This is a genomic window from Terriglobia bacterium (genome assembly GCA_020073495.1).
Classification (GTDB): Bacteria; Acidobacteriota; Terriglobia; order Terriglobales; family Acidobacteriaceae; genus JAIQFD01.
Genome location: JAIQFD010000004.1, coordinates 121,586 through 143,909, shown reverse-complemented (window position 1 = coordinate 143,909; position 22,324 = coordinate 121,586). Strand labels below are relative to the sequence as shown.

Sequence of the window (22,324 nt, the reverse complement as noted above, 5' to 3'; positions counted from 1 at the left end):
CCTATGTGGCAGAACCTGCCCTTATTTCCGGCTCAGGCCTCGACGCTGGCGTCGAAGACGGACGCGCTGTACTTCTTCCTGCTCGCGGTCACCGCGTTTTTCACCGCCATCATCTTCCTGATGATCCTGGTGTTCGCCATCCGCTACCGGCGCTCGAAACATCCCGTCGCCGTCCCGATCGAGGGCAACAACACGCTGGAGGGGGTCTGGTCGTTCATCCCCCTGGTGATCGCGATGGTGATTTTCGTGTGGGGCGCGGCGGTGTATTTCAGCTACGCCAGCGTGCCTAAGAACGCGCTCCAGGTGTACGGCGTGGGCAAGCAGTGGATGTGGAAGTTCCAGCACGCCGACGGGCAACGCGAGATCAACGAGCTGCACGTGCCCATCGGACGGCCGGTGGCGGTCACGCTGATCTCCCAGGACGTCATCCACAGCTTCTTCGTGCCGGCCTTCCGGGTGAAGATGGACGTGCTCCCCAACCGCTATCGCACGACCTGGTTCCAGGCCACGCAGACCGGGACCTTCCACCTCTTCTGCGCCGAGTACTGCGGCACACAGCACTCCGGGATGATCGGGCATGTGGTGGTGATGGAGCCGGCCGACTACGAGAAGTGGCTGACGGAGCACGGCGAAGGATCGCTGGCTTCGTCGGGCGAGAAGCTGTTCCGCCACTACGGCTGCATCAGCTGTCACCGTGCGGACAGCGGCCAGCGTGGGCCCGACCTCGCCGGCCTCTACGGCAAGCAGGTCTCTCTGAGCGATGGCCGCACCCTGCTGGCGGACGAGAACTACATCCGTGAATCCATCGTCGAACCGAAGGCCAAGATCGTCGCCGGCTTCCAGCCCATCATGCCTACGTTCCAGGGGCAGGTGACAGAAGACGAGATGGTGCAACTGGTGACCTACATCACGTCGCTGAAGCAGATGCCGCTGAACGTCAACCCGAATGCGGATATCCCGTCGGCCGAGATGCGCCGCCGCAATCCCGAGGTCCAGCCCACGCCGGGCGAACCCGCGAAAGTCGAAAAGAAATGAGCACCGCTGCCCAAACCGCTGTCCAGCCGCGCGAGCATTACCTGAATATCCATTACGGCATCCGCTCGTGGCTGTTCACCACCGACCACAAGCGCATCGCGCTGCTGTACCTGATGTCGATCACCTTCTTCTTTTTCATCGGCGGCGCGTTCGCGACCCTCATCCGGCTGGAGCTGATCACGCCCGCCGGCGACCTGGTCACCTCCGACACCTACAACAAGATGTTCACCATGCACGGCATCATGATGGTGTTCTTCTTCCTGCTGCCGGCGGTGCCCGCGGTGCTGGGAAACTTCCTGGTCCCCTTGATGATCGGCGCCAAGGACCTGGCCTTCCCCAAGATCAACCTGCTGAGCTGGTACCTGTTCATCATCGGGGGCGGGATTGCCCTGTGGGCGATGATTGTGGGCGGGGTGGATACCGGGTGGACGTTCTACACGCCCTTCAGCACCACGTTCTCGAATACGCACGTCATCGGCGCCGCGGTGGGGATCCTGATCGCCGGCTTCTCGTCCATCTTCACCGGCCTGAACTTCATCGTCACCATCCACCGCATGCGGGCGCCGGGCATGACCTGGTTCCGCCTGCCCCTGTTCCTGTGGTCGAACTACGCGACCTCGATCATCATGATCCTGGGCACGCCAGTGCTGGCCATCACCCTGGTGCTGGTGGCGCTGGAGAGGGTCTTCCATATCGGCATCTTCGATCCCGCGCTGGGCGGCGATCCCGTCCTCTTCCAGCACATGTTCTGGTTTTACTCGCACCCCGCGGTGTACATCATGGTCCTGCCGGCGATGGGTGTGGTCAGCGAACTGATCAGCACGTTCTCGCGCAAGCCGGTGTTCGGATACAAGTTCGTGGCCTTCGCCAGCGTGGCCATCGCGGTCTTCGGCTTCCTGGTGTGGGCGCACCACATGTTCGTTGCCGGAATCTCGGTGTACGCGGCCATGGTCTTCTCCATCCTCAGCTACCTGGTGGCGATCCCCTCGGCGGTGAAGGTCTTCAACTGGACGGCGACCCTCTACAAAGGCGCCATCTCCTACCGCACGCCGATGCTGTACGCATTCGGGTTTATCGGGCTGTTCACCATGGGCGGCCTCACGGGTCTCTTTCTTGCCGCGCTCGGCGTGGACGTGCACGTCACCGACACCTATTTCGTGGTCGCGCACTTCCACTACATCATGGTCGGCGGGACGGTGATGGCGTACCTCGGAGGCATGCACTACTGGTGGCCCAAGATGACCGGCCGCATGTATCCCGAAGGCTGGGCTAAGCTCTCGGCGCTGGTCATCTTCCTGGGCTTCAACCTGACGTTCTTCCCGCAGTTCGTGCTGGGCTATGTGGGGATGCCACGCCGCTACCACGCCTATCCGCCGGAGTTCCAGGTGCTCAACGTGATGTCGAGCGCGGGTGCGTCGATCCTGGCCGTGGGCTACGTTCTGCCGATGGTGTACTTCCTGTGGTCTCTGCGCTACGGCGCGCTCGCCGGGTCGAACCCGTGGGGCGCTACCGGGCTGGAGTGGCAGACCACCTCGCCGCCGCCGACCCACAATTTCCACGAGACCCCGGTCGTGACCCAGGAGGCCTACGACTACGAGGCGCTGCCGGAGGCCGAATATGTCGCATAGCGAACCTTCGGTGCTTCCGGTCCCCGAACTGCACAGCCACTTCGGCGACATGGCGCAGCAGAAGGAAACCGCCAACTTCGGGATGTGGGTCTTCCTCATCACCGAGATCATGTTCTTCGGCGGGCTGTTCTGCGCCTACCTGGTCTACCGCCTGCAGTACTTCGGGGCCTTCGCCGCCGGCAGCCAGACACTGGACATCAAGCTCGGCGCCCTGAATACCGCCGTGCTGCTCGCCAGCTCGTTCACCATGGTGCTGGCCGTCCACGCCGCCAAGATCGGCAGCCGCAAGCTGCTGGTGCTGTTCCTGGTGCTGACCATGTTCTTCGGAGCGGTCTTCCTCGGCATCAAGGGCATCGAGTGGCACTCGAAGTACGTGGAACACCACATCCCCGGCCCGAGCTTCCACTTCGAGGAGACGCTGACCGGCCACTCGCCGATGGTGGTGGACGAGCGCCACGCGCAATTGTTCTTTAGCTTTTACTTCGCCATGACGGGCATGCACGCGCTGCACATGGTCATCGGCATGGGCCTGCTGACCTGGCTGTTGATCGCCGGCGCGCGCGGCCGCTACACCCCCGAGTATCACAACCCGGTGGAGAACGTGGGCCTGTACTGGCACTTCGTGGACATCGTCTGGATCTACCTGTTCCCGCTGCTGTACCTGATCAGCCGGCACTACTGAGGAAATATGTCGACCGAGACCATCCCGTCGCGCAAAACATTTGCCGCCATCTTCGCGGCGCTGCTGGTGCTGACCGGCACCACCGTCTGGGTGGCGTTCGTCAACCTGGGATGGTTCAACCCGGTCGCGGCCCTGGTGATCGCGTGCACCAAGGCTCTGCTGGTCGCGCTCTTCTTCATGGAGTTGCGGCACTCGAGCCGCATCACCAAGGTCACCGTCGGCGCCGGGCTGTTCTGGTTGGGCATCCTGCTGGTGCTGACTCTGAGCGACTATCTGACCCGCTATTGGCCGACATAGGCTAGCCGCCTGCCGTAAGCACCCGCATCGCCTTCGGCGCCACCGTCATTTCCACCGGTGTCTGGCAGATGAACTCCCCGTCGGCATAGACATCGAGCGGACTTTCTGTTTCCACGCGCGCCCGCTCTGCCTGGAAGTATTCGACCTCCTTGATCGCCAGGTGTTTCCCGGAAAAAACGGTCGGGAACAGGCGGAGCAGCCGCGCCTTGTTCACCCGACGGACAAAGCAGACGTCGAGCCTGCCGTCATCGAGTCTCGCCTGGGGCGTGATGCGCATCCCGCCGCCGTACGACTGGGCGTTGCCGAACGCCACAAACATCGCCGGCTCGGAGAGCACGTGTGGGACAGTCGCCCCCGGCTGTCCTTCGGCTTCGATCCTGATCCTCTGTGGCCTGAAGGCGGCCACCGCCCCGACCACCGCCGCGACGTACCCGCCATTCGCGCGCAGCCAGCGCGCCATAGCGTTGGCGCGGCGGTTGGCCTCGGAGTCAAGCCCCACGCCCGCGACGCAGCAGAAGTAGGAAACGAACCGCGTCTCCGCGCCGGGCACGATCCGGCTGATCATGCCGAGGTCGATGCGCCGCGTCGAGCTTTCGCCGGAGCAGAACCTCTTCCACGCGGAGAGTGCGGCGGCGACGTCCGCAAATCCGACGGCGCGATGGAAGTCGTTCCCGCTGCCCAGGGGCACGGGCAGCACCGGTACCTGGTTGACGATGAATTCCGGCAGGTGGTCGTGTACGGTGCCGTCTCCGCCGAATACCAGCGCGGCGTCGGCGCCCGCCAGCGGATTGCCGGGACTGAGCGGCTCCAACCGCACGCCGGGCAGGTCGAAGCGGCGCACGTCCTGGATGGTGGCATTCGGCCCGAGGATGGCGACGGCGCGCAAGCAGCCGCAGATTACCCCATAGTCGCCGCCGCTGCGAAGAGGTTATGCTCCTCCCGTGCCGAAAAAGAAGGAGCCGATGTTCCTGGCGATCCTGCGCACCGTCGGGCGCATCCCGCGCGGCAAGGTGGCCACCTACGGCGATGTCGCCTACATTGCCGGGTATCCGGGCGCCGCGCGCCAAGTTGCCTGGGCTCTTCACTCGTCGCCGCGGGGATTGCCCTGGCATCGCGTGGTCGGAGCCGGGGGGAAGATCTTGCTACCGGGAACCGGCGGGATGGAACAACGATTCCGGCTCCAGGCCGAGGGCGTCCGCTTCTTCGGCCTGCGCATTGACATGAAGGCGCACTGCTGGACGCCCTTCAAGAAAAACAAATTGGGAGGGACTAAGAAATAGATACCTTCTTCAACAAACGCCCCACGCGCAGCGTGACTTCGGCGGGCACTTTCAGCGGCAGGATAGGATCGTCCTTCACCTCGCCGTCCACCTTGACAGCCTTGGCGCGGACCTTACGGAGGGCGTCGCTGACCGAATCCGCCATGCCGCACCTGGCCACCAGCTTGTCCAGCTTGACGGCGCTGCCGTCGGGAGACTTCGCCGCCACGTCCGCAAACCTCACGCGCACGGTCTCGATGTCCTCCGGCACCTCGCGCTTCTGGAAGATCTTCTCCCAGTTCTCCGCCGCATCCTTTGCTGCCTGCTCCCCATGGAAATCGGACACGATCTTCGTCGCCAAAGCCTTCTTGGTGTTCATGGGGTGCATCTTGCCCGAGGCGACCTGCTGCTGCATCGCCTGGACGCCCTGCAGGGAGGTGTCGGTCAGCAGCTCCCAATAGCGCCACATCAACGGGTCGGAGATCGACATCAGCTTGCCGAACATTTCCGCCGGCGGCTCGGTGATGCCGACGTAGTTGCCGTAGGACTTCGACATCTTCTGCACACCGTCGATGCCTTCCAGCAGCGGCGTGGTCAGGATCACCTGCTGTGACGGTTGCCCGTAGGCGCGTTGCAGCTCGCGCCCCACCAGCAGGTTGAACTTCTGGTCGGTGCCGCCCAGCTCGATGTCGGCTTCGATCATCACCGAATCGTATCCCTGTGCCAGCGGGTAAAGCAGTTCGTGGATCGAGATCGGCTTCTCTTCCTGGAAGCGCTTGTGGAAGTCCTCGCGCTCCAGCAGTTGCGACACCGTGTATTTCGCCGCCAGCCGGATCAGCCCCTCGAATCCCAGTTTGTGCAGCCACTCCGAGTTGTAGCGGATCTCGGTCTTGCCGCGGTCGAGGATCTTGAAGACCTGCTGCTTGTAGGTCTCGGCGTTGCGGTCGATCTCCTCGCGCGAGAGCGGTGGGCGCGTGGTGTTGCGTCCGGTCGGATCGCCGATCAGGCCGGTGCCGTCGCCAATGATGAAGATGACCGTATGCCCCAAATCCTGGAAGTGTTTCAGCTTGCGGATCAGGACGGTGTGTCCCAGGTGCAGGTCGGGCGCGGTCGGGTCGAAGCCGGCCTTGACCCGCAGCGGCTTGCCCGTCTTCAGCGAGTTTGCGAGCTTCTCCTGCAACTCGGACTCGCGGATGATCTCCACCGCCCCTTTCTTGAGATATTCGAGCTGCTCCGCCACTGGCTTGAATTTCGGCATGAAGTCCCGATTATACGGAACGCGTCTGCAAATCAGTGAATCCGACCGCGCCTGCAGAGTTACAATGCCCGTTCTTTGTCCACGACTGATCCACAGGAGCTGACATGAGGACCTTAGCCCTCGCCGCGCTGCTGATGTCGCTGAGCTTGATGATCTCGGCCGCACAGCAAACCAATCCGCCCGCGGAGCGCGCCAAGAAGGCCGTGCCCGGAGAAAAGATCGCGCCCCCGCCTCCGGCGCCAGAAGAGAAGCAGGCGGAGCCGGCCCGTCGCGAGGATCAGCCGCGGCCGATGCAGCCGGAATCGCCGGGCGCCGCGGACGCGATGCGCTTGCTGAAGTGGGACATGAAAGAAGTGCCTCCGGTCGTGACCCACCACAGCATCACGGTCGGCGCCAAGACGCTGCGCTACACCGCGACCGCAGGGCGGCTGCCCATCAAGGACCCCGCCGGCACTATCGAGGCCGAGATGTTCTTCGTCGCCTACACGCTAGATGGAGCGGAGCCCAACCGCCGTCCGCTGACCTTCGCCTTCAACGGCGGACCGGGTTCGGCGTCGATCTGGCTGCACATGGGCGCGCTCGGGCCGCGCAAGGTCGTGCTCGCGAAAGAAGGCATGATGCCGGCCTCTCCGTACCGGCTGATGGACAACCCCGAGACCCCGCTCGACCGCACAGATATCGTACTGGTAGACGCGATCGGCACCGGCTACAGCCGTCCCGCCGATATGGAGAAGGGCAAGAAGTTCTGGGGCGTGAAGGGCGACGTCGAAGCCTTCAGCGAATTCATCCGCATGTACATCAGCCGGTATGAGCGTTGGACGTCGCCGCTCTACATCCTGGGCGAGAGCTACGGCACCACGCGCGCTGCCGGTATCGCCGGCTTCCTCAACAATCGTGGCATCTCGTTCAACGGGATCGTCCTGCTCTCCATGGTGATCGACTTCGAGACTCTGGAGATCACGAAAAAGAACGACCTGGCCTGCGTGCTCACCCTGCCTACGTACTCCATGATCGCCGCGTATCACAAGAAGCTCGCGCCCGAGCTGATGCAGGACATGCAAAAGACGCGAGACGAGGTCACCCACTGGGCGTCGACCGACTACGCCGCCGCGCTGGCCAAGGGCGACGCGCTCACGCCCCAGGAGCGCGCCAACATCATCGAGCAGATCGCGCGCTACACCGGGCTGAGGAAGGACATCATCGACCAGGCCAACCTGCGCGTGGACGTCCGCGAGTTCACGCACTGGCTGCTGGCCGACCAGAAGCTGCGCGTGGGACGCCTCGACGGCCGCTACACCGGCCCGGACCCCAACGGGTTCTTCGACACACCCTTTTACGATCCGAGCGGTGCCGCCACCGGGCCGCCGTTCACTTCGGGGTTCAATGACTACGTGCGCCGCGAGCTCGGCTACAAGACCGACCTGCCCTACTACGTTTCCGCCGGGCAGATCAGCACCTCGCAGGAAGAAGGCTTCTGGCGCAAGTGGGAGTGGGGCTCGGCCATCGAGGGCTTCCCCGACACGGCGACGCCGCTGCGCGCCGCCATGGTCAAGAATCCCTACCTGAAAATCCTCGTCATGGAGGGCTATTACGATCTGGCGACGCCCTTCGCCGCCGCCGACTACACCATGAATCACCTCGACCTCGGCCCGGAGTACCGCAACAACATCTCCTTTGCGACTTACGGCGCGGGCCACATGATGTACGTCCGGGAGGCGGAACTGGCGAAGGTGAAGAAAGATTTCACGGCGTTCATCGATGCCACGCTGCCGAAGGAGTAGGCCTGTTTATCGGTAGAGACGTTCGCAAGGGCGTCTCTACCTCGATTCCAACAATCGTATAAACTCCTCGGTGTTCCTCTGTGTCGTCTCTGGATAGCACATGAAGAAGCTGGGCATACTTCTTTCCGGCCGCGGGTCGAACTTCGTCGCTATCGCCGACAACGTGAAAGCCGGCAAGGTGACGGCCGAGATCGCGGTCGTGATCTCGAATCGGCCGGACGCTCCCGGCATCGAGACCGCACGCCAGCGCGGCCTCGACGCGCGCGTGATCCCCTCGAAGGGCAAGCAGCGGGAGGAGCACGACCGAGAAGTGGTCGCGGTGCTCAAAGAAAAGCATGTCGACCTGGTCTGCCTCGCGGGCTACATGCGCCTTCTCTCGCCGTGGTTCTGTCAGCAGTTTCCCAACCGCATCCTGAACATCCACCCGGCGCTGCTGCCGGCTTTCCCCGGCCTGGAGGGACAAAAGCAGGCGTTCGAGTGGGGCGTGAAAGTCTCCGGCTGCACCGTCCACCTGGTGGACGAGCACCTGGACCACGGTCCCATCGTGGTGCAGAAGACCGTGCCCGTGCTCGACACCGACGACGAGCACACACTCGCAGATCGCATCCTGGCGCAGGAGCACATCGCCTACAGCGAGGCCATCAACATCGTGCTCCAGGGAAATTACGACATCGTGGGACGGCGAGTGGTCATGCGTCCGCGACAGTAGGCGGCCGCGCGTCCCGGCGCAGACCGATAGGGTTTACGACTGGCGCGGTCGTTCCCGCGTGCTTGTCACCAGCACCACGGCGACGGTCAGCCCGCTCACCACGCAAGGGAACCACACCTGAGAGACCCAGGGCACCGGGATGAGGAACAGCACGTCCTGGGTGAGCAGCGACTCGGGCCAGCGGATGGTCACCCACAGCCCTGCGTAATACACCAGGTCCCAGATGGCGAAGCACCACAGGAACAGGGCCCAACGCTCGCGGGCGCGGCTCGCGGCCAGCACGGCAACGCTCACCAGCATCAGCATGGTCGCGGCCTCGCGCGCGACCTCGATCTTGAACAGGCGCAGCATCTCCGGCGCCGGCTGCGACAGCATGGCGTTCAACTGCGACATCTCCGATATGCCCGCACCCGCGCCGCCCAGCATCCCGACCGCGCCGCGCAAGTACACCACGACTGCCGCCTCAACGAATCCGAAGCCGATGGCGAACAGCGCGCCCGCTACCAACTGCCGTGCGCTGAGCCCGGGCCCATGACGCCGCCATGTGTACGCTGCCGTCAGCGGGATCAAGATCAGCAGATTCACCCACCAGGGCTGCGCCAGAAGCTCGAATCTCGGTGTCATGCTGAGCGAGCGCAGCGACGCTGGCCGCGCCAGTCGAAGGGCCCTGCCATACCGGCTACTTCCTTCCCGTTGAACCGAATCCCCCGGCGTTGCGCTTGGATTCGGCGAGTTCCTCGACCACCTGCACTTCCGTCGTGAGAACAAGATAAGGGATGAGGTTGGCGATCTTGTCGCCGGCGTGGATCTCGGCGGGCGCGTCGCCCAGGTTCTCCATCAGGACTTTGATCTCGCCGCGGTAGCCGGCGTCGATCACGCCTGCGGTGAGAGCAAGTCTCCGCGCCGCCATGGACGAGCGATCGCGCAGCAGCGCGCCCATCGCTTCGCCTTGATCTGAGGTCAATTCAATGGCGATCCCGCTCAGCACGACACCATGCCCGCGGGCCGGGATGGTGATCGCTTCCGCGGCGTAAAGGTCGTACGCCAGGTCTTCCGCCGGATGCGCGATGGTCGGCGCTTTGGCGCCGGGCCGCAGCAGCTTCACCTTGAGCATGTGGTCAAAGACAAAAGCAAGTCAGATTGCAGAAGTCAGATTGAAGAAGTCGCCGATTTTGCCGTGCGAAGCGAAGCGACAATGATGGCAACCAGCTGATTCGCTTCATCCAACACTGGCTGTATTCGTGGGGCGGGCATCATGCCCGAATGCACGATCAATTCGAGCCAGTACACTGTCTCGTCGGCTTCCTCTAATGCGATTCCCAACTTCGCGACGAAATCTGCATGGCTGCGCCCGCGGCGCGCCGCACTGTAATTCGCTCCGATCGAAGTTCCGGAGCGCAGCAACTGTTTCTTGATCACTCCGCCTTCCGCAGTTCGCGGCAGCGCGTTGCACAGCCGCATGATCCGGAGCGCAAAATCGCGCGTCCTGTCTCGCAAGTCGGTCTTGTCAGCCATTACTTCTGCAATCTGACTTCTTCGATCTTCGTGGGTTTTTTCTTCGGGCGCTCACATCAGGAGTGCGGTCATGCGTAGCTGACCCTGCGCTCGCCCTTCACGATCTTCCCGATGGTGTATCCCTTCTCGCCGACGCGGTCGAGCACCGTCTGCACCTTCTTGAACTTCTTGGGCGGCACCACCAGGATCATGCCCACTCCCATGTTGAAGGTGCGCATCATCTCTTCGTGCTCGATGTTGCCCAATTTGCGCAGGTGCTCGAAGACGGGCAGTACGGGCCACGATCCCATGTCCACCACCGCGGCCATCCCCTTGGGGAGCACGCGGGGCAGGTTCTCGGTGATGCCGCCGCCGGTGATGTGCGCCATGGCCGATACGGCCTCCGCATCGATCAGCTTCTTCAGCACCGGCCAGTAACTCTTGTGGCCTTTCATCAATTCGGCGCCGGCCTTGTTCTTCAGCTCGTTCACGTAGGTGTCGGGCGAGTAGTGCGCGAACTCGAAGAAGAGCTTGCGAGCGAGGGAGTAGCCGTTGGTGTGCAGGCCGAGCGAGGGCAGGCCGATGAGCACGTCGCCTACCTCGACCTTCTTGCCGGTGATGATGCGCTCGCGCTCCACGATCCCCACGATGAATCCGGCCAGGTCGTACTCACCCGCAGGATAAAAGCCGGGCATCTCCGCCGTCTCGCCGCCGATCAGCGCGCAGCTATTCTGCTTGCAGGCCTCGCTGATGCCCCCGATCACCTTCTCCGCCACTTCGCCCTCCAGCTTGCCGGTGGCGAAGTAGTCCATGAAGAACAGAGGTGCGGCGCCCTGCACCGCGATGTCGTTCACGCAGTGGTTCACCAGGTCGGCGCCCACGGTGTGGTGCAGGCCCATCTCGAAGGCGATCTTCAGCTTGGTGCCTACGCCGTCCACGCTCGAGACCAGCACCGGGTTCTTGTACTTGGCGGTGTCGATGGCGAACAAGCCGCCGAAACCGCCGATATCGCTCAGCACGTTCCGGGTGAAGGTCTTGTGGGCCAGGTACCTGATGCGCTGCTTGGTGCGGTTGGCGCGTTGGATGTCGACGCCCGCGTCGGCGTACGTGATAGTGCCGGCATTCATGCTGTTCTGGGCCAAGGGTCTCCGCTTCCGTGGGAATTGGGGATCAGGGGCGAAGAGCCGCTATTTTAGCATCCTGCGCCGTGAAAATGGGCAGCGCGGCCGCAGCCAGCGCGGCCAGGGCGCCGTTTGCTATAATCATGGCGGACGAAGATCCCGCGGAAGTCCCTCGCTTCTGTTTCGTTCTCGCCTCAGATTCACGTCGGGGAGTGGCTCAGCCTGGTAGAGCACCTGGTTCGGGACCAGGGGGTCGGAGGTTCAAATCCTCTCTCCCCGACCATTCATTTCTTTAGAAATCAACCGCTGATGCGCAGAGGCAGAATCACGCCCACCCAACGAAAACCGCGTTGGGTGGGGCACCCCCATCATGGAGAGGTGTAACATTCTGGCGTTGTCTGGGCCACCCGCCCTTGCTGAATCAGAACCTCGCGTTGGTCAGGAGGAGAGTCGATCGTGAGCAGCAAGAGTGATAATTTGTCACCATGCAAATCTCCGTCCAACTAGGGTCCAGTAACAATTTGTCGCGTTTTCGACACTACAACGTCTTGAGTACCACCAATGTAATATCGTCACTGAGCAGGGTTGTTCCCCGAAAGTCACTGACCGACGCATAAATCGTCTCGATTAGTTCACTGGGACTCTGTTGCCGATGAGAACTCACGATGCTTGCGAGTCGCTGTGGAGAATATTGTTCTCCTGCTGGATTCTCAGCTTCAACCACACCGTCCGTGTACAAAACGAGAACGTCTCCGTGGCGGAGACTGATCTTCTCACTCTCGTAGTGCGAACCGGGAAGCACACCCAGCACCGGGCCTCCTTTGCCGAGTGGACTTGGATCTGCGCCGGCACGAATCACTAGCGGCGGGTTGTGTCCGGCATTCGTATATTCCAAAGACTGCGACTGAGGGGAGAGCTTTCCATAAAACATCGAAATAAACCGGCGCCCGCTCGTGATCTGACAAACGACGTTGTTGAACGTTTGCAAAAGATCGCTCGTGCTCGGCGATCGTGCCGCGTCCATGCGCAAAGCAACCTCAATGGAAGGCATCAACAGACCAGCGGCGACCCCTTTCCCGGAAACATCGGCAATCACCACGGCGATCTCGCCTGCGGGAAGCTCAATGAATCCGTAGTAGTCCCCCGCCACTGTCTTGGCTGGGTACATTCGCGCCGCGAAGTCAAATCCCGGCACCTGTGGAATGGAACGAGGCAGGATGTCCTGTTGCACCTCTGCAGCCAACTGAATTTCGTTTGCCAGCTCGTCGCGCTGTCTCTCGGCAAACTCCGCTAGTCGTCGTCGCTGCGCTCCCAGGAGGTTCACAACGACGACAACGAAGACATATCCAAGAAGGGTAGTCGCATCCCTGGTTAAGTGTCGGGTTCCAAGATCAGGCATAGGGCCAACAAGATCATGCAGAACCAGACAGACAATCGAAAACGCAAGACTGATGCGAAGCGGATGGACTAGAGCGCTCAGAGCTAATGGCAGGAAATACAGAGGAGCGAGGGAAAACGAAGCCACGGATTTGTCCGCGAAGGCTACCGCAGAGATCCCCGCCACCACCACAATGGTGAGAACGAGAACGCTCATCCGTTCATTGATGTAGGGGCCTTCGGTTGTGACCCTACGAAGAATGGTCGACCATCGGGAGGGCGTCATAGCGTCAAGTGAACAGCAGTTTGCAACACCTCATTCGCCCTTGTCACATTCAGATAGATCTCTCTCTTGGGCTTACAGAGACAGTAGCGCTGATCTCAAACCGCTTCAATGGATTAGCCCAGATAACGCCAGGTCTCAACCGCTCGGCCCAGTCGGCCGCGTGTGTTCCTCCTTGCTCCGATGCGCTGTGGAAATCAACTCGAGGGTGTAGGAAATATCGATCTGTAGTTACGGGGTAAAATGAATTATATATAGTATTATCAATAGCTTACAAAGATAATGAATACCCTATGATATTATGTTATGACACTAAGAAAATCTGCTATTAAACAACTAAGATATTGCAACCTTTTCCGCTGTCGTGCGTCTATTCAAATCGAAAAAACCAGGCAGGGTCCCCTGCCTGGAAACTCAAGAAGAGGAATTTCTTAGCCTGGAGGTTTGAATATGAAGACCCTGAACCGATTTCTCGGGTCCTTCCTACTCGCGCTCTTGCTGGGGATTTCTATCTCTGCGCTGGGGAGCGATGTAGGAACCACAACTGGGGCGAGTAAGGACGCCGTTCTCACTCAGCAACTGCAGCAAGATTTCAGCAACCGCCTGGAGTTCCGCAACGTCACCGTCGCGGTTGACGATCGAGTCGCACTGCTGCAAGGCTCGGTTGAGACCTATCGCGAAAAAATGGACGCCGAGCGTCGAGCGCGCAAGCACCATGGAATTGAGGGGGTGCGCGATTTCATCGCGGTGCAACCGGTTGTCCCAGTTTCCGACCAGGAACTACGTGAAACCGTTGCCAATCGGCTCCGCTATGACCGCATTGGCTACGGGATCACATTCAACAATTTCGAAGTGGCTGTGAAAGATGGCGTCGTAACCATCGCCGGCGAGGCCCGGAGCTACCCGGACAAAGCTTCCGCCCTCAGCATTGTCGAGGACACTCCTGGCGTGCGTGACGTGAAGGACGAAATTAACGTCCTGCCACTCTCTGAATTTGACGATGAGTTGCGCGTACGCACGGCTATGGCGATCTACCGTGATCCCGCGCTCCAGAAATATTCGCTGGATCCACAGGCTCCTATCCGCATTGTGGTTGAAAACGGAAATGTAAAGCTGTACGGAGTTGTGGATAGCGCGATGGACAAGCAGATCGCCGAGATGCGCGCCCGCGAGGTAGGTGGGGTGTTCTCGGTCGAGAATCACCTGCTGGTAGCCAATCAGTGAATCGAGGTTCGTCTTCTAATTTTCGTCAGAGTGTTTGACTTGATTTAGGAGGATCGTATGCAGACTAGAAAACCAATTCTCATCCTTGCAGTTCTGATTGTTTTAGCAGTTGCTCCCGTTCTCAGTTTTGCGCAGGGCACGCCTGCTCCGTCGTTCACGCCGGAGCAGCTCGACAAGCTGGTAGCGCGCGTTGCGCTGTATCCGGATGCGCTCCTGGCGCAGGTGCTTGCGGCCGCGACGTATTCCGACCAGATTCCGGATGCGGCGCGCTGGGCCGATCAGCATCATTACCTTACCGGGCAAGCCCTGGCCGACGCGATCCAGGCGGATCATCTTCCGTGGGATCCCAGCGTGCAGGCGTTGCTGCCATTCCCCTCGGTGCTCGATATGATGGCCTCCAATATGAGCTGGACCACCGATCTTGGCAACGCGTTCCTCTCGCAGCAACAGGACGTGATGGACGCGGTGCAGAGAGAGCGCAGGAAGGCCAAGGATTACGGATATCTGCGCAGCAACGCACAGATCATCGTCAGCGATGGGCCGTACATCACGATTGTGCCCGTGCATCCCGCCTACATCCCGGTGCTGTACTATGACCCGGCGATTGTTTTCTTCCCGCCGCAGCCCGGGATCGTGGTCGACGGCGCAATCCGCTTTGGGTTCTTCGTGACCATCGGGGATTTCTTTCGCCCGTGGGGCTGGGGATATTGCCGCTTTGATTGGGGCTCGCACGTGGTGATCATCAACAACGCGCCCTGGCGGCGGACCTGGATCAACCGGCGTGAATACGTTCATCCCTACGAGGTCCGGCGATACAGGTTGGAAGAGCGGCTTCCCGAGCGGCATGTGCTGCACGAGCGCACCGAGCGTGAGCGCACGGCTGCGCGTGAAGGGCGCCACCCCGTGGAAGAGCATCGCGATCACCGCTCGCGCTAGTCTGCTTTCAGGGCAGAAAGTCTGAGTGCTCGGAAACAGGCTACCGAGACGGCAAAGAAGGGAAAAGAGGGGATTGGGAGCGCGGACACTTATGTCCGCGCTCCGCTTTGCATAGCAATACCAATTCATACTTGCGGAGTTCTAAGAATGAGAAGAGCACGGATGGGGACATTACCTGGCACGTATGCTTCGCCTACGCTCCTCGAGGACTTGAAGCGGCAAAACCAGCAACTTACTCCGGAACTGCGCGGTGCTATCAGAGAGGTGCTCCTCGAATTTGCAGCTTGCGTCCACGACGGGCAAAGCCCCATCGCTCAACTTTGCCAAGAGGGTATTTCTGGACATAACGTGCCGCCAGGGCAACTCAGTCTCGCGGTGCCCGAGTGGTCGACTCGGAAGTAATCACAGAGACCAGCTTTCGGGTGGATCAGCTACAACCTCGCATCCTCTCGGTCCAGGGATGGGGAAACGAGGGTTCGATAAGGGTTTGATAATTGCGTTTTGTGATTCCCTCAGGCGCTTCTGGTGGCCACCGGCGCCTGGAATGTCAATCAGTTACTTGTCGTGGGAGCGTTGACACGGTAGCAGCTGGGCCGAGTGGGACTGCCATTCGAGGACTTACATTCATCCCAGAATGGCGTGATTGAGCAAGAATGACACGGTTGAAGCACCACTCAAGTGATTGAGTAACAATGAAATCGCTGTTCCTCCCCCAAGTTCGGGACCAGGGGGTCGGAGGTTCGAATCCTCTCTCCCCGACCATTCCTTTTTTGCTTGTCCCGAGCGCCAGCGAGGGAGCCCTACTCGCAATCAACCGTAGATGAGCAGAGGCAGAATCGCGCCCACCCAACGAAAACCACGTTGGGTGGGGCACCCCATCATGGAGAGGTGTACCATTCGGGCGTTGCCTGGGCCACCCGCCCTATTTACAAGTACGCAATCGACATCCCTGTCGCCGCATTCTCGGCAGTGGTTTGCTCGGTGGGGAGGTAAAAGCCGGTCGTCATGGATCCTAACTTCTTCCACCAATTTCTATCGAATGCGATGACGATAGCCACTCCTGCAATCGGCATTTGGCTGGGAATCTGGGGCTTCCGTCGGAAGCTCGATTCCGACTACAAACTCGATCGGACGGCGCGGGCGGTGAGGTGGTGCACAGTCCTAATATGCTGGACTATCGTATCGATACCGGGACATGGGAAGCGTCCTTTGTCCGGTCTCGCCCTCATCGTTGGCTTGGCATTTCTGTGGTGGCCAAACTTTGCTTACCACTTTACGAGGCTCTTCAGGCGTAGCTCGGCGTTAACTAGAAGGGGCCCGCCGACCTAAGCGGATTAAGCACAAATGCGGCCAGACAAAGCCCTACAGCAGTTATTTGATCCGCAAACAACACGGCTCAGCAATCTAACTCTGCGGGTGCCCCATCCTTTGCAGCCCGGTTTTGGCTGCAAAGGGTGGGAGCAGGAATGCTCGCACAAACTTCTCTGGCGGTTGGCCCAGGTACATCAGGGTGGCCCAGACAAGCCGTTTCCTGCTCGTCTGGGAATGGGTCTAAGCTGCCGCACCAAAGAAAGTTCTAAAATCGTCCTCTAGGGCCGACCATTCTTTTCAAGTGCTTGCAGACGGTGTCGCTTGGCCCCCTGGGGTTGTCCCAGGTAGTCTAGGGGCAAAGCCGTGTCAATACTGGTTCTTCGTAAAGGTTGATGCAGGCAGGCGTCTACGAATGTGCCCACAGTCGCACGGAAAAATGAAAATCCCTGTGTGGAAACTTGGTGAAACCTGGCAACAGCGTCGCTCACTGATCCTTCCCTACCGCTAGCAGCCGGCGGCGTAGGTAGCTGATTTCCGACACGTCAAGGTAGGGGGTCAACCCTGCCAACAACATGGCCTTGAGCTCCCTCCCCTCTCGAGGCATTTTGCGCTCGAAATACGGTGCCATTTCGACAAAACGGTCAAACAAGTAGGGATCAAAGTGTGAACCGCGCTCTTCGGCCATTACGTGTAGCGCTTCGGCAACGCTGAGAGCCGGTTTGTATGCGCGTGATGCCGTGAGAGCATCGAACACATCAACTAATGCGAACAACCGCGCTTCGAGAGGAATCTTCTCTCCTTGCAGGCGATGAGGATAACCGCCACCGTCATAACGTTCATGATGGAACTCAACGACATTGACGGCGGCATTCAATAATTCCGATTGCTCGACGATCTCTAAACCACGAAGAACGTGGTGTTCCATCTCTGCATGTTCTTCTCGCGTCAAAGTCCCGGGCTTGCAGATGATACGGTCGGGAATCACCAACTTGCCGATGTCGTGTAACAGGGCCCCTTTGACAGCCCGCAGTAGCATCTCCCGCGGGAGCTGTAAGCCCTCTGCAAAAAGCATCGTGTAGACGGTCACACGTAGGGTGTGTCCCGCAGTATCGCCTCCTCGCAATTCTGTAAGCGTGCCTAGTAATGAGAGCAGCTCGATGTTTGCGTGCGAGATGATCGAGGCTGTTTCACGAAGATACTGCTCGCCTTTGCGCAGGAGCGGATACATTCCAAGTATGGCGCAGCCCGATGCGAACGCGGCAACCGCCGCGGTTCCAAAGTCGCCGAGCCAAATCTTTGTTTTGTTGCTGTGCGTAAGGAAAGCGTAGGAAAGAGGCCCGAGGCAGGTGACGAGTGCAGCCACTAAAGTGATGAGGACAGAGCGGGTCCAGAACCTTTTGTGCAGGTGCTTGAAAGCTTCCGCTAGGTCAAGGTTAAGGCGATGGTACGCGACACTGTCGGGAGAAACGATTTCTTCTTCAACAATCATGCCCGGACTGTCTTCTCCTCCTTTCCAGGCTGACCAGGCCGCGAGGTACAACGCACCGATGGCCGCCCAGAAGAGGATCCTTGCCCGCCGGCAGAGTGCCAGGGTCAAACCAGCGGCGGCTGGAAAACCAAGGAGTCGCGCGACCAGCAGATTGCCGCCTTCATACGTCCCGATGTTCCCCGGATTCAACGCTCCGACGACATTCACCAGCTTGGTGAAGGCTTCGATGACGAAAGCTCCGAGAGGCATGATGCCGATGCCCATGAAGCGCAACAGAAGGTAGACCTCCGTGATCGCCAGCATCTGCGAGGTGAGGTACAGGGCTATCACCGTCCAGAAAGACTTCGGAGCCCGTGAACGGAAACTGAGAAGATTCTCTTCAGCGGCTTCGATGACCGAAGCCCTTTCGGCCAGCCACTTCCGGGCCCAAGGCAGTCGCTGCACCGGGTGCATCAGATGCGAACAGATGTGCCACCCTCTCGCGAAGCTGACTAGCGCCAGCACGAGCACTACCGTAAGCGTGCCCGCGAACGCAAAGGCATAGACTCGCCAGAGCCCTTTCAAGGAAAGCAGCAAGACCGCAGCGACAGTGCCGGTGACGCCCACGGCTCCGGAGCTCACGATATAGGCTGCACGGTCAAGGGCGACGGATGAGATGCGATCAGGCATCGGGATTGTCGGCCCCAGCAGGGATACTCTCATCCCGTCGCCGATCATCTGGCCGGCAAGTCCAAAAGTGCCTGTAGCCTCCGAGATCAGCCGGAGACCGAAGAGACGCGCGATGGAAAGACCACGAACATCGGAGCGGAACGTGAGTCGCCATGCATACGCGCGCACGAGATGGAACATTCCTCCTAATGCGAGGATCAGGACTATGCCCCAACCGACGGCCCTCAGGTTGTCAGTGACGGTCCCTACACCTACCCGGGCTATCAGGTAACCCAGCAGGGCGACGCCCACGACGACAGCTAACAACCGGAGCCGCCCTCGAGTCGCCCAACTTCTGGTCTCCATGGTCTCCATGATCTGCTCTCACTCGCTACTGCGGCGATTCCAGTTTCTGCTTGATGGTCACCAGGACACGCTCCAATGAGGAACGCGTCTTATCGACTGCGACCTTTCGTACAATGCCGCCTTTCAACCCTGTGAGCCCGGCCTGTTTCGAGCCTTTGAGGGTGATGAGATAGAAGCCGGGCCGTTGCGCGTCCTTGACGCAGACGGTCAGGTCGAGCGCGGTTTGAAAGTAGTGGCTGGCATAGACTTGTTTCTCAGCCACAGCGTAGACCGGGTCGATGGGATCTGTCTGGCGATAGATGATCTTCTGGACGATCCTGAAGGTCGGCTTCAGGCCGAAGTTCACCTTCTCCCAGTAGAAGGCGGTCTGCACATTGTCCGATTTCGCCTTCGGGTACTCGAGCAGATACTCGTTTAGTTCTGGGAGGTAGACCGGAAGGGCGCTCCATCCTCCTATGAGTGAAGCGAAAGTCTCCGCTACCGCAGCGGGATGATTCTTGTCACGGTAGGCGCCCAAGGCCCTATTGCCTCCCTGCCTGTAGTCCAGCAGGGCCTGCAGCGCCATCCGCTGGGCCAGGCGGTTCGCTCTATCGGCAACATCAGGAGCGGACCAGTCGATGGTGCGCTGAAAGTCTTCAATAGCCTCAGACGGCAGTTGGAATTGGCAGTGTCCCGCCTTGCAGCTCTTTAACTCATTTATGTCCTGCTGGGTCAGAGTGAAGGCGTCAAGATCGGACAGTTGCGGAGGATCGCTGAAGCTCTGGATCGCCAGATAGCTGGGCAGCTTGCGAAGAGCTTCAAGGTCAGACGCCAGCTCGACGTAGCTCTCGGGAGCGGCCTCCACATACACAGCCCCGAAGACGAAGACTTCGTCCGGCGTGTGCGAGTCAACTACCCTGGCCACCGCCTTCCCCGAGCGGATCGCAGCGATCTGATCTTCGCTCAGCCCTGCAAACGCACGGAAGAACTTATAGGGCTCGTTGGGCGTTTGTGCTTGGCCCAGTGCACTCAATAGCAGGACCAAGAATGGAATCGTTATGTAAGAACACATGCTTCTCATGGACCTTCACCCGAACCGTACCTTTCTGCAACCGGATCACCTCGTGATGGTTGCTCAAACCGACACGCAGGCCGGATTCTCCGCGCTGCAGCGCATCTCGTTACAGACGAGATGGAGCGTGTCGAAGGCAACGCAATAGGCTCGCTCGACAGCCTTCCGGCTGACCCCGAGCTGCGCGGCAACATCTTCGTAGGACTCCTTGGCAATGCCGTGCATGACGAGGACGAACCGGCAAAGGACGTCCAATCGAGCCGGCAGAACGTCGGATTCTTCGACCAGGAGCTGAAGATCTTCAGGCGAAAGTGGCGATCGCGCCGCGTGAACGCGTTCGAATCTCTGGTATGCGGGAGCAAGCTCGGCGATCTCTGCCCGCTGTGTCAGGAGCGCGCACCGAAGCGTGGCCCGCGCCGCCCAGTGCGCGAGCCATTCATGGAATACCGGGCCTTGGCGCTCGGCAATGTTGCAAGCGTCAATGACGCATGCCGGGGCGCGCTTCTCATCGATCAGGAAACCAGCCAGCCAGTGCAGCGCGTCATGGTAATCGGCGAAGATCTTGCGGACGTCTTCCACGGTCGCGTAGCGGTGGCCCTGCAAGAGGTGAGTCCATTTCATCGCTATATCGCTCCTTCCGAACACCTGTGGGAGAGCAAGTGCGATGCCAAAATCAATCTCCGGCAAGTTACTGAGTTCATTCGACTATTCACGGTCGACCGCGGGCCGCTGCCGAGTCGACACTGCCCACATGCGGGCACTGCCGCGACGGATGACAGCGCTGCATTAGGGCAGCTAGTTGAATTTCGGGGAAGGAGGACTGAATGCGAGCGTGTGGAAATTGCGAATGGATCGAAGCCGAAGCGGCCACGGGCCGGGGTACTACCTCCTGTATCGGGCGTACCCCGCGGGGGAAGACCCATGGCCGGAGGCGCTGTTCCGCCTCGATCTCACATCAACGATCTCCTACCATTCACCGGAACGGGCCACGCTTCTGAGTTGACGACGCGGCGACGAGCGATGTAGCAGGTTTTCTGCAACACTGCGGATTTCTGCGTCGGGATCATCGAGCGCCGCAACCAGTTCCTCATACGCGTCTAACCTTCCCTTGCTGCACCATTCCAGGTGGCAGGCGAACAGGTACACAGGGTTTCTGCATAGGCTCGATCCGGATACGTGCTTTGACTGCTGCTCCACGATCACACCGACTGCAGAATTCGTTTGATTTAATGGCAGGAGGCATCATCCTGGAAGGTACCGCTGGCGAACATCTGCGCCAGGAACTGACCGCAACGGAGTACCTTCTGAGCGTCCTCATCATTTTGGAGCGCGTTTTCGGTGATGGTCAGGTTTGCCGCACTTAGCGAGCTCCGGGCTTGGACGAATCTGTCAGACCAGGCCTTCACGTTGTTGAACTCGTTCCTCAGCAACTCGAGTCCGCGGTAGTCTGAGTCCGTCGAGGCCGCCGCCGCGGCTATTGCGACGCTGTCGGCAGCCCGTCCCTGAAACGCTGTGATGGTGTTTCCTGCCATGTTATTTCCAACGGGATAGCCATTCTGGACGGTGATCATCAGCATTCCGCCCCACTCCCGTATCGACGCCATCGCTTCGATCGCCGCGCTCCTGAAGGAACGAGAAAAGCCGGGTTTCTCGCCGGCCAGTGCCGAAGCGTCACAACACGCCAGTGTCAGGATGATTCGCCCCCTTTCGAAGCGGAGCGAGCCGTTGGTAATGCGGGCCAGCTCCTGCACGTCTACATACGCGTGGCCCTGGAATTGAATGACGGTCGCTTCTCCGGGATAGCCCTCGATCGACAGGACTTCTCGCTCGCGCCGTGTTTGCGCCGGCGCCGCGACCACCATCATCAGCAGCACCCCAAGAAGGACCACGTTGCGCTTTGTTACGTTAGCCATCTGTTGCCTCCTCTATCTCGCCCGGCTAGTTCACCTGCGGATCCGCCTGCGGATTCGACTGTGGAGGGCCGAAGAGCGGAGGCAGAGAAGACTCCACTTTCATGTCCATCAGCAAGTCGATCCGATGCTCCAACTGAAAGAACTTCGTGACGGTGAGCGCCGGGAGCACGGCGTTGAACTTCTTGAAATATTTCTTCTTCAACGCTGCCAGGGCAGCGTCGCAATCGAACATCCGCTCCGCCATGGCTTTGGCGTCGGCATCGGTCAGCGTCGAGTGCTTGGCGGCGTACTCCTTGATGACGGCGACGCGGCGGTCGTCCAGCGTGGACCGCTCGTACTCGTATTTTCGGTAGATCGGCCAGAACGCCGCGCCGTCCTTCTCGCTGAAGTTCATGGCGGCGGTGATGATCTTGGCCCTGTCCGCCTGCATGTCGGCCCTAACCAACTCGATAGTTGAGCCAA

Annotated in this window: 21 protein-coding genes and 1 tRNA gene; 10 read left to right on the top strand and 12 right to left on the bottom strand. The window is 60.2% G+C overall.

The features are described 5' to 3' along the window. Positions 1-3 precede the first annotated feature (3 nt). Genes coxB through LAN37_10940 form a run of 4 tightly spaced genes read left to right on the top strand, consistent with a single transcriptional unit; the run spans position 4 to position 3,642 of the window. Complete coding sequence (gene coxB, locus LAN37_10955) at positions 4-1,035, top strand: cytochrome c oxidase subunit II (protein ID MBZ5647729.1); 1,032 nt, start codon at positions 4-6, stop codon at positions 1,033-1,035. Next, positions 1,032-2,663 carry a cytochrome c oxidase subunit I gene (ctaD, locus tag LAN37_10950; protein MBZ5647728.1) on the top strand — a complete coding sequence of 544 codons (1,632 nt, stop codon included), beginning with the start codon at positions 1,032-1,034 and terminating at the stop codon, positions 2,661-2,663. The genes coxB and ctaD overlap by 4 nt, the downstream gene beginning before the upstream one ends. Next, positions 2,653-3,345, top strand: a complete 693-nt coding sequence (locus LAN37_10945) for a cytochrome c oxidase subunit 3 family protein (GenBank protein MBZ5647727.1) — start codon at positions 2,653-2,655, stop codon at positions 3,343-3,345. The genes ctaD and LAN37_10945 overlap by 11 nt, the downstream gene beginning before the upstream one ends. A 6-nt stretch (positions 3,346-3,351) precedes the next feature. After that, positions 3,352-3,642: a cytochrome C oxidase subunit IV family protein gene (locus tag LAN37_10940; GenBank protein MBZ5647726.1), complete on the top strand. Its 291-nt coding sequence runs from the start codon at positions 3,352-3,354 to the stop codon at positions 3,640-3,642. A 1-nt stretch (position 3,643) separates the two neighbouring features. Here the strand turns inward: LAN37_10940 and LAN37_10935 are convergent, their stop codons facing one another. Continuing rightward, positions 3,644-4,528 carry a hypothetical protein gene (locus LAN37_10935; GenBank protein ID MBZ5647725.1) on the bottom strand — a complete coding sequence of 295 codons (885 nt, stop codon included), beginning with the start codon at positions 4,526-4,528 and terminating at the stop codon, positions 3,644-3,646. Between the two features lie 76 nt (positions 4,529-4,604). On the opposite strand from LAN37_10935, the gene LAN37_10930 reads away from it, so the two are divergent. Further along, complete coding sequence (locus LAN37_10930) at positions 4,605-4,922, top strand: MGMT family protein (protein MBZ5647724.1); 318 nt, start codon at positions 4,605-4,607, stop codon at positions 4,920-4,922. Here LAN37_10930 and tyrS read toward each other — a convergent pair. After that, on the bottom strand, positions 4,912-6,159 hold the full coding sequence (tyrS, locus tag LAN37_10925) for a tyrosine--tRNA ligase (GenBank protein ID MBZ5647723.1): 1,248 nt from the start codon (positions 6,157-6,159) through the stop codon (positions 4,912-4,914). The genes LAN37_10930 and tyrS overlap by 11 nt on opposite strands. A gap of 104 nt (positions 6,160-6,263) precedes the next feature. Here tyrS and LAN37_10920 point away from each other — a divergent pair, with 104 nt between their 5' ends. After that, positions 6,264-7,940 (top strand): peptidase S10, encoded by a 1,677-nt coding sequence (locus LAN37_10920; GenBank protein ID MBZ5647722.1) that lies wholly within the window; start codon positions 6,264-6,266, stop codon positions 7,938-7,940. A gap of 100 nt (positions 7,941-8,040) precedes the next feature. Next, positions 8,041-8,649, top strand: coding sequence for a phosphoribosylglycinamide formyltransferase (gene purN, locus LAN37_10915; protein ID MBZ5647721.1), 609 nt, complete (start codon positions 8,041-8,043; stop codon positions 8,647-8,649). A gap of 33 nt (positions 8,650-8,682) precedes the next feature. On the opposite strand, the gene LAN37_10910 is transcribed toward purN, so the two are convergent. From LAN37_10910 to purM, 4 genes are all read right to left on the bottom strand, one after another. Further along, a complete protein-coding gene (locus tag LAN37_10910; protein MBZ5647720.1) occupies positions 8,683-9,273 on the bottom strand; it encodes a hypothetical protein in 591 nt (196 codons plus the stop codon). A 55-nt stretch (positions 9,274-9,328) separates the two neighbouring features. After that, entirely contained in the window at positions 9,329-9,763 is a 435-nt protein-coding gene (dut, locus tag LAN37_10905) for a dUTP diphosphatase (GenBank protein ID MBZ5647719.1), read from the bottom strand. A gap of 35 nt (positions 9,764-9,798) precedes the next feature. Next, positions 9,799-10,164 carry a four helix bundle protein gene (locus tag LAN37_10900; GenBank protein MBZ5647718.1) on the bottom strand — a complete coding sequence of 122 codons (366 nt, stop codon included), beginning with the start codon at positions 10,162-10,164 and terminating at the stop codon, positions 9,799-9,801. Between the two features lie 68 nt (positions 10,165-10,232). Further along, positions 10,233-11,270: a phosphoribosylformylglycinamidine cyclo-ligase gene (gene purM / locus LAN37_10895; protein MBZ5647717.1), complete on the bottom strand. Its 1,038-nt coding sequence runs from the start codon at positions 11,268-11,270 to the stop codon at positions 10,233-10,235. Positions 11,271-11,470: 200 nt separating this feature from the next. Here purM and LAN37_10890 point away from each other — a divergent pair. Beyond that, positions 11,471-11,547 (top strand) — tRNA-Pro (locus LAN37_10890). 255 nt (positions 11,548-11,802) lie between these two features. On the opposite strand, the gene LAN37_10885 is transcribed toward LAN37_10890, so the two are convergent. Beyond that, positions 11,803-12,858 carry a PP2C family protein-serine/threonine phosphatase gene (locus tag LAN37_10885; GenBank protein ID MBZ5647716.1) on the bottom strand — a complete coding sequence of 352 codons (1,056 nt, stop codon included), beginning with the start codon at positions 12,856-12,858 and terminating at the stop codon, positions 11,803-11,805. Positions 12,859-13,374: 516 nt separating this feature from the next. Here LAN37_10885 and LAN37_10880 point away from each other — a divergent pair. Both LAN37_10880 and LAN37_10875 read left to right on the top strand, forming a co-directional pair. Next, positions 13,375-14,148 carry a BON domain-containing protein gene (locus tag LAN37_10880; GenBank protein ID MBZ5647715.1) on the top strand — a complete coding sequence of 258 codons (774 nt, stop codon included), beginning with the start codon at positions 13,375-13,377 and terminating at the stop codon, positions 14,146-14,148. A 57-nt stretch (positions 14,149-14,205) separates the two neighbouring features. Beyond that, positions 14,206-15,084, top strand: coding sequence for a DUF3300 domain-containing protein (locus LAN37_10875; GenBank protein MBZ5647714.1), 879 nt, complete (start codon positions 14,206-14,208; stop codon positions 15,082-15,084). A 1,795-nt stretch (positions 15,085-16,879) separates the two neighbouring features. Here LAN37_10875 and LAN37_10870 read toward each other — a convergent pair. The 5 genes from LAN37_10870 to LAN37_10850 form a co-directional block, all read right to left on the bottom strand. Beyond that, a complete protein-coding gene (locus LAN37_10870; protein MBZ5647713.1) occupies positions 16,880-18,844 on the bottom strand; it encodes an HD domain-containing protein in 1,965 nt (654 codons plus the stop codon). Between the two features lie 79 nt (positions 18,845-18,923). Next, positions 18,924-19,922 carry a hypothetical protein gene (locus tag LAN37_10865; GenBank protein ID MBZ5647712.1) on the bottom strand — a complete coding sequence of 333 codons (999 nt, stop codon included), beginning with the start codon at positions 19,920-19,922 and terminating at the stop codon, positions 18,924-18,926. A 90-nt stretch (positions 19,923-20,012) separates the two neighbouring features. Next, positions 20,013-20,636: a hypothetical protein gene (locus tag LAN37_10860; protein ID MBZ5647711.1), complete on the bottom strand. Its 624-nt coding sequence runs from the start codon at positions 20,634-20,636 to the stop codon at positions 20,013-20,015. A gap of 539 nt (positions 20,637-21,175) precedes the next feature. After that, positions 21,176-21,838, bottom strand: coding sequence for a hypothetical protein (locus LAN37_10855; protein MBZ5647710.1), 663 nt, complete (start codon positions 21,836-21,838; stop codon positions 21,176-21,178). A gap of 49 nt (positions 21,839-21,887) precedes the next feature. Next, positions 21,888-22,292, bottom strand: coding sequence for a hypothetical protein (locus LAN37_10850; protein MBZ5647709.1), 405 nt, complete (start codon positions 22,290-22,292; stop codon positions 21,888-21,890). Between the last annotated feature and the right edge of the window lie 32 nt (positions 22,293-22,324).

Bases quoted from the DNA above. Each gene is read 5' to 3' on its own strand.
- coxB (MBZ5647729.1), top strand. From the start codon at position 4: ATGTGGCAGAACCTGCCCTTATTTCCGGCTCAGGCCTCGACGCTGGCG.
- ctaD (MBZ5647728.1), top strand. From the start codon at position 1,032: ATGAGCACCGCTGCCCAAACCGCTGTCCAGCCGCGCGAGCATTACCTG.
- LAN37_10945 (MBZ5647727.1), top strand. From the start codon at position 2,653: ATGTCGCATAGCGAACCTTCGGTGCTTCCGGTCCCCGAACTGCACAGC.
- LAN37_10940 (MBZ5647726.1), top strand. From the start codon at position 3,352: ATGTCGACCGAGACCATCCCGTCGCGCAAAACATTTGCCGCCATCTTC.
- LAN37_10930 (MBZ5647724.1), top strand. From the start codon at position 4,605: ATGTTCCTGGCGATCCTGCGCACCGTCGGGCGCATCCCGCGCGGCAAG.
- tyrS (MBZ5647723.1), bottom strand. From the start codon at position 6,159: ATGCCGAAATTCAAGCCAGTGGCGGAGCAGCTCGAATATCTCAAGAAA.
- LAN37_10920 (MBZ5647722.1), top strand. From the start codon at position 6,264: ATGAGGACCTTAGCCCTCGCCGCGCTGCTGATGTCGCTGAGCTTGATG.
- purN (MBZ5647721.1), top strand. From the start codon at position 8,041: ATGAAGAAGCTGGGCATACTTCTTTCCGGCCGCGGGTCGAACTTCGTC.
- LAN37_10910 (MBZ5647720.1), bottom strand. From the start codon at position 9,273: ATGACACCGAGATTCGAGCTTCTGGCGCAGCCCTGGTGGGTGAATCTG.
- dut (MBZ5647719.1), bottom strand. From the start codon at position 9,763: ATGCTCAAGGTGAAGCTGCTGCGGCCCGGCGCCAAAGCGCCGACCATC.
- LAN37_10900 (MBZ5647718.1), bottom strand. From the start codon at position 10,164: ATGGCTGACAAGACCGACTTGCGAGACAGGACGCGCGATTTTGCGCTC.
- purM (MBZ5647717.1), bottom strand. From the start codon at position 11,270: ATGAATGCCGGCACTATCACGTACGCCGACGCGGGCGTCGACATCCAA.
- LAN37_10885 (MBZ5647716.1), bottom strand. From the start codon at position 12,858: ATGAGCGTTCTCGTTCTCACCATTGTGGTGGTGGCGGGGATCTCTGCG.
- LAN37_10880 (MBZ5647715.1), top strand. From the start codon at position 13,375: ATGAAGACCCTGAACCGATTTCTCGGGTCCTTCCTACTCGCGCTCTTG.
- LAN37_10875 (MBZ5647714.1), top strand. From the start codon at position 14,206: ATGCAGACTAGAAAACCAATTCTCATCCTTGCAGTTCTGATTGTTTTA.
- LAN37_10850 (MBZ5647709.1), bottom strand. From the start codon at position 22,292: ATGCAGGCGGACAGGGCCAAGATCATCACCGCCGCCATGAACTTCAGC.